We start from the raw sequence: 4,339 nt of genomic DNA, 5'->3' as shown, positions 1-4,339 counted from the left end.
AAGCCACAGAGACCACAGAACCTGCCCGGCCCCATAATCCAGCAGATACAGAGCGTAGGATACAACAGGGCTACGGTGTCACGTTGAAGCGTAGCCGCCGTTGGTGGCCGTTCGGTTGACTGTCAGGATCGCATACCCTTCTTGACAGATGACCGGGTGGCAGAGAACTGGGATTTTTGGGTGTCAGGAAAACATAGAAAACTAATTTATTGACACACTGTCATGATATGCCCTAGAGGTTTCCTTACACACAAGGGAGCTTTCATCATGGCAGGCCAGATCGTCTCGTATGTTAGGGTTTCTTCAGTGGATCAGAACACAGACAGGCAGACTTTTGACGGGGTGAAGGTAGATAAGACCTTCACGGATAAATGCTCAGGTTGCACACGCAATCGCCCGGCGCTTAACGATATGCTCGGCTATGTCCGGGAGGGCGATACGATCATCTGTCACTCCATCGACCGACTTGCGAGAAATTTGGCTGATTTGCTCGACCTAGTGCAGACCCTCACAGGCCGGGGCGTTTGCGTCCGGTTCATGAAAGAGGGCCTTACCTTCACTGGCGATGAATCCCCCATGCAGACCATGATCCTTCAGGTCATGGGTTCTTTTGCTCAAATGGAAAGGGCGCTCATTCGAGAGAGGCAACGCGAGGGCCAAGAGCAGGCAAGAGCCGCCGGTCGCAACCCCGGACGCAAGCCGAAGCTATCCCCGGAACAGATCGCAGAACTAAAGACCCGCGTTTCTGCAAACGAACCAAAGGCCCAGATTGCCCGTGATTTGGGAATCAGCCGGGAAACGCTTTATTCGTATCTAAAGCACTGAAATATAAGGCTTTTATTTTTTAGGAGTGCAGACGCGAAAAAACATGCAGTTTTTCTGCATTTCCCTTGACATGATACACGTAAGTATCTATATCTGACTATGAGTCATTGTGACTCAGGGTCTTTGACACCGCCACCCGGCGGAATGAATCAGGTTAAACGGAAAGGGAACCGGAAAATGTATCTGTCTTACAAATACGAATATATGATTCGGCTCTCTTTCTGTCAATGGGATTCTAAAAGAAACAATAACCCAGAAACAGAAAGTAAAACAAATGTCTAATTATCTAACAGTTCCCGAAATGGCGGGGAAAGTAAAAATCGCCACAGTAACGGCGTATAAATGGGTTCAGTCTGGTAAAGTAAAGTCTGAAACCATACTTGGAAAAAAAGCAATCCGTGCCGATCATATCACGGATATTGCAAAACTTGTTTCGGAAAATACCCGTATTACTGCCCTCCGCTCTAAGGGAGGCGCAGAATGAGTATTTCATTTTCTGATTTTATCCGAAGCGAATCGCCGAAGGTCGCCAATGGTCGGGACGCCGTTCTTTCTAGCCTCCGAGCAGAGACACGCCCCATTCCTGAAATTGATTCCGAAGAAGATTTAATCAGCTTCGTGGCGGCGCATCCTGAAGTTTCTATTCCGCCTTATGGTGCAATTTCTTGTCTGTATTCAGATTGGCGAGAATATCAGTTTCAGGAAGAACGCGGAGGGGCTGAATAATGACCTCCCTTGGATATATCCATCATCCCCTCCCGGCTATGTCCGGGGGGGTCCCTCCTCTAGTGAAGAACAGAGACGACAAGCCGGTGCCTTGCCTAGCAAATTGCTGCTTGCTTACCTCTCAGGCGTTCCCGGCAGCGTTCCGTCTCAACACGTTTACCGGCAAGACCGAGGTGCATCAGGCGCTTCCTTCTCCCGTAACGGGACAGCCTATGCCGCAGGATGGGCCGCGTGAATTGACGGATTCCGACTATACCGCCGTCAGTGCTGCCCTAGCACGTTCTCACGGCCTTAATTTCTCAACCCAGCAGGTGAGCGCGGCGATTCAGTCAGTAGCGGAAGAAAACGCCTATCACCCAATTCGTGACTATCTTACGGGGCTGGAATGGGACGGCGTGCAACGTCTCGACACATGGCTGCATGATTTTCTCGGTGCTGAGGATAGCGAATACACGGCGGGCGTGGGTCGGTTGTTCCTGATTGGAATGGTGGCCCGTGTGATGGAACCGGGGTGCAAAAATGACCATGTTCTTATTTTTGAGGGCAATCAGGGAATAAGAAAAAGCACAGCCTGCAAAGTGCTTGCGGGTGGCTCTCGGTATTTTTCAGACAGTCTTCCGCCCATACGCGAAGGATCGAAGGACTTAGCATCTCACCTCGCAGGAAAATGGCTCGTCGAGGTTGCCGAGATGAGTGCAGCATCCCGTGCAGATACAGAGGCGCTCAAAGCGTTCCTTACGCGAACCCATGAGACCTACCGTCCCGCGTATGGTCGCAATGAGATCACACAGCCGCGTCAGTGCGTTCTCGTGGGTACGACCAACCGAAAAGAGTACCTTAGGGACAGTACGGGAGACCGTCGCGTGTGGCCTGTTAAGTGTGGCGTGAACGGCGAGCCATGCGATATTGACGGCTTGCAGGAAGCCAGAGATCAGCTTTTTGCAGAGGCGTTCCATCTTTACCAGCGCCGGGAAAAGTGGTGGCCGGACGCATCGTTTGAGGTGGAAAATATCAGGCCAGAGCAAGAAAAACGGTATGACGATCACCCGTGGCTTGGCACACTGGAAACACACTTCAGAACTCATCCCGATATGAAGGAAGTCACAGTTTCAGGTCTTCTCAATGTTCCGATTGGCAAGACAGCCGCCAACCGAGCAGACAGGGCAACTGTGAGGGATTGCTTGCAAAAACTAGGCTGGGTTCAGCGCAGGACAGGCCAGCAGAGTGACCGCTGGGTGCTAGAAAACTAATCTAGTGCTGAATTGGTGCTAGTTTGGTGCTGAAGTTTAGCACTGAATTAGCACCTAATTTTCCGCAGAAAACCGCCATTTTTTGGCATCTAGTGCTGAAGTGCTGGATTTTCCGGCAAACTTTTAGATTAGGGGGTATTCTCAATAAAAAGTTTGGGGATTTTATTAGCACTTTAGCACTAAACCTTAAAAAACGGCAGAAAACAGCCATTTTCTAGGTGCTAAACTTGGTGCTGTTTAGTGCTGTTAGTGCTGGAACTAGGACGCATAAAACGGAGGGCGGCTTTCACGGTCGCCTCTTGTCAGACTCATGTCATGCGATGCAGTATGTCGGAAATAAGTGAGGCGGCGGAGCCTAGGAACTCCAACCGCCTCGAAACTCGCTGTTAGCCCAGCGTTCAGATGCAAAAGCGATTTAGCCCGCTTAGGCATCCGATAGACAATATAGCTTTGGTCCTCTTTTGGTTCAATGCCTGTTTGTCTTGGGAAGTGTTCGCTGGGTCCTGAAAGGACCGACATGACCACGTTTCCCGCTCAACTCTGGACCCTCTCACAGTCCAAACAGATCACCGCGACAACGCATCTAGTTCTCCAGGCACTCGCCAGCTTTCAGGGACACCGTGGGTTATTCCCGTCTCATGAGAGTATTGCCGCCCGCGCCGGTTGTTCCGTTCGCAGCGTTATACGCGCCCTAGAGACCGCTTATCGGCTGGGAATAGTGGAACGGACCCGCCAGCGTCAGAGGGTATCAGGGCGCGTCTGTAACGGTCCTAATCGGTACCGGCTTATCGTTAAACCATTGGAGCAGGCCAGAGCCGCCGCCGCTCATGCTGCCCAGCGTCTCCGTGATGCCCTTGCCCGCAGAAAACAGGCATTTCTTTCTAAGTGCCAAAATGGCAGCGGATTATATTCTCAAAGAGATATTTTCTCTTATCGGCCCAGATCAAAGAGCGAATGGCTCGACGTAATAGCCTCATGGGCGGCAGAGACGCCGCCTAAACCGTCACCGGGTTAATCAGCCCGCACCGACAAACCAAAAACCAGCACCGCAAAGGCTCAGGAAGAACGGAGCCACTGGGGAGGGTACGCCTTCACTCATGCCTTATCTCAGCCACAGGTGTCGGGGTATAGCGTGGCTACGATGGGGATATGCCTGTATCGTTTAGGCGTATCTCTTGCCACGGATAACCGCATGACACGCCAACGCTTCACCTATCAGGAACTTGCTGACCAGTGGAACATTACCGTTCCAGCCGCTAAACAGCGGGTCCGCCGGGCTGGGTGGAAGCGTGGGAAGGGCAATGACGGCATCGTCAGGGTTCTAGTTCCCGATGACACGGAACGGATGGAAACAGCCGTACCCCCAAAGAAACCCGCAGAAAGCCAAGCCTTGGAGACGTTAAGGGATACGGTCGAAAACCTAACTGGTGTTACGGTCAAACAGGCCCATCGGATTGAGGATTTGACCACGGCGCTACTGGATAGCCGGGAACAAAATGCCGCCCTCCGAGAGCGTCTGGCAGGGTTAGAGGCACGGG

General features: G+C 51.9%; 6 protein-coding genes. All 6 read left to right on the top strand.

Going from position 1 to position 4,339, the window contains the following annotated elements; all coding sequences use genetic code 11:
- Positions 1-267 precede the first annotated feature (267 nt).
- Positions 268-825: a recombinase family protein gene (locus tag GOX01_RS12210; protein WP_062268773.1), complete on the top strand. Its 558-nt coding sequence runs from the start codon at positions 268-270 to the stop codon at positions 823-825.
- A 274-nt stretch (positions 826-1,099) separates the two neighbouring features.
- Positions 1,100-1,309, top strand: coding sequence for a hypothetical protein (locus GOX01_RS12205; protein ID WP_131973953.1), 210 nt, complete (start codon positions 1,100-1,102; stop codon positions 1,307-1,309).
- On the top strand, positions 1,306-1,551 hold the full coding sequence (locus GOX01_RS12200) for a hypothetical protein (protein ID WP_131973952.1): 246 nt from the start codon (positions 1,306-1,308) through the stop codon (positions 1,549-1,551). The genes GOX01_RS12205 and GOX01_RS12200 overlap by 4 nt, the downstream gene beginning before the upstream one ends.
- 110 nt (positions 1,552-1,661) lie before the next feature.
- Complete coding sequence (locus tag GOX01_RS12195; RefSeq protein WP_165919976.1) at positions 1,662-2,801, top strand: virulence-associated E family protein; 1,140 nt, start codon at positions 1,662-1,664, stop codon at positions 2,799-2,801.
- Between the two features lie 469 nt (positions 2,802-3,270).
- Positions 3,271-3,816: a helix-turn-helix domain-containing protein gene (locus GOX01_RS12190; protein ID WP_307722828.1), complete on the top strand. Its 546-nt coding sequence runs from the start codon at positions 3,271-3,273 to the stop codon at positions 3,814-3,816.
- A gap of 177 nt (positions 3,817-3,993) precedes the next feature.
- The coding region (locus GOX01_RS12185; RefSeq protein ID WP_255314071.1) for a hypothetical protein at positions 3,994-4,339 on the top strand (346 nt) is incomplete at its 3' end.

Source organism: Gluconobacter oxydans (assembly GCF_006539685.1).
Lineage (GTDB): Bacteria > Pseudomonadota > Alphaproteobacteria > Acetobacterales > Acetobacteraceae > Gluconobacter > Gluconobacter oxydans.
The sequence above is the reverse complement of the archived record's forward strand: the minus strand, read 5'-3'. Positions and strand labels throughout refer to the sequence as shown.